Origin of the sequence: Micromonospora sp. NPDC047620 (assembly GCF_043205005.1) — a bacterium.
GTDB lineage: Bacteria > Actinomycetota > Actinomycetes > Mycobacteriales > Micromonosporaceae > Micromonospora.
Map to the genome: position 1 here is coordinate 1 of NZ_JBIDDG010000105.1, position 1,558 is coordinate 1,558.

Annotated in this window: 2 protein-coding genes and 1 pseudogene; 1 reads left to right on the top strand and 2 read right to left on the bottom strand. The window is 66.6% G+C overall.

Going from position 1 to position 1,558, the window contains the following annotated elements; all coding sequences use genetic code 11:
* Positions 1-310: pseudogene (locus tag ACGF5C_RS34475) on the bottom strand (asparagine synthetase B); the annotation flags it as partial.
* Between the two features lie 263 nt (positions 311-573).
* Positions 574-882 carry a hypothetical protein gene (locus ACGF5C_RS34480; RefSeq protein WP_393308564.1) on the bottom strand — a complete coding sequence of 103 codons (309 nt, stop codon included), beginning with the start codon at positions 880-882 and terminating at the stop codon, positions 574-576.
* A gap of 276 nt (positions 883-1,158) precedes the next feature.
* Here ACGF5C_RS34480 and ACGF5C_RS34485 point away from each other — a divergent pair.
* The coding region (locus tag ACGF5C_RS34485) for a multiprotein-bridging factor 1 family protein (protein ID WP_393308566.1) at positions 1,159-1,558 on the top strand (400 nt) is incomplete at its 3' end.

The window sequence follows — 1,558 nt, forward strand, 5'->3', positions numbered from 1 at the left end:
GATAGCCGTGCAACACCACCTCGGTGTCGCTGTCGGTGTCGAAGCGGTGCCCGAGTCCGCGCAGCTCCCCGCGCAGTTCACGGAAGTTGTAGGCCTCCCCCGAGTACACCATCGCGACGTCGCCGCCCGGTGTCGGCACGGTCATCGGCTGCGTCCCGCCCGGCAGGTCGATGATGGCCAGTCGCCGATGCCCCAGTGCCGCGTGTGTACGAACGAAGGTGCCCCGCCCGTCCGGCCCGCGACAGGCCATGGTTTCGGTCATCGCATCGACAACCCCCTGCTGCCGGGTGAGGTCGTCCGAGAACGCCACCCAGCCCGCGATTCCGCACATTCCGCCGACTCTCAATAATTAATTAGCGTAGGGAACTATCCGTAAAACCGTTGTAACACAAGGAGTCTCGCGCGCGCCACCATGCGCCCGACTTGTCCGAGCTTGTCCGAACTCGCCGTTTTCGCCCGAAAAGTTCTGTTCGCCCGCGGCGAGCGAACGCCCGGAAATCACCGGTTACGCCGCACCGGAGTGCCCCGATCGAACGCGCCACCACCCCTATCGTCACCCCGCCCCTGCTTCCGCTACCGACCGGGTTGCCCTCCAGTAGCCCAACGGGAAAAGGAGAGCCGAGGGTTCACCGTCTCGACGTCGGCGACCGCCATCACCGAATTCAGGGCAAGGAAGTCGAAATGCTCTGTCGACGGGGCGATTACGACGTCGGCACCGGCCGCTCGAACCTGGTCGGCGAGCGGTATCCGACTCGCTTCCGGCACCCACACCAGCCGATAGCCCAGCCGCTCCGCGAGCCGCCGCACCTGAGCGATATCCCAGTCGAGACATGGCGACTCCGGATGCAGCCAGCCCAGCGCGACCGGGAGCCCATTCCTCACGACCGCCGATCCCGGCGACGCACCTCGCCACGCAGCAGAACGCGTACCAGCGCGACAGTTAGCACGAGCAATCCCACGGTGAGCAGGAACAAGATCCACATCGCACACACCCCTCGCTGTCCGGTTCGGAACGCCGCGGTGCCGGGAACCGAAGCCCTCGCCGCCGCGACCGCGTCCAGATTCGCGCGGACCACCGCCTTCCGGCGACGACGAAAACGGCGTCAATCGACACACAAACGGGGCGACATTCAGGCGTCATTGCTTTACGGTGAGCGCATGGGAACGCCGAACGTCGCCTTGCGCGCCGCCCGCACGGCACGGCTGCTGAGCCAGGACGATCTCGCCCGCATGTTGCGCGAGTCCGGATGCGTCAGCGCGACGAAACGACTCGTCCAGCGATGGGAATCCGGCGCGACCGCCAATCCTCGTCCGTCGCATGCGCGCGCCTTGGAGCAGGTGATGCGCCTGCCCATCGAAAGCCTCGGATTCGGCGCGGTGATGGCCGGACGCAGCCTGTCCGGCGACGACACGGCCGGACACGAAGTCCACTCGGCCATCGGCGACGTCCCCCGGGAGCGCCATCCCGGCCAGGCCGCACCGCAACCCAATTCCGGCACGTACTCCGGAATCTGGTTGTCCCGCTACGAGTTCTACTCCTCCGGCCGCGAACAGACTT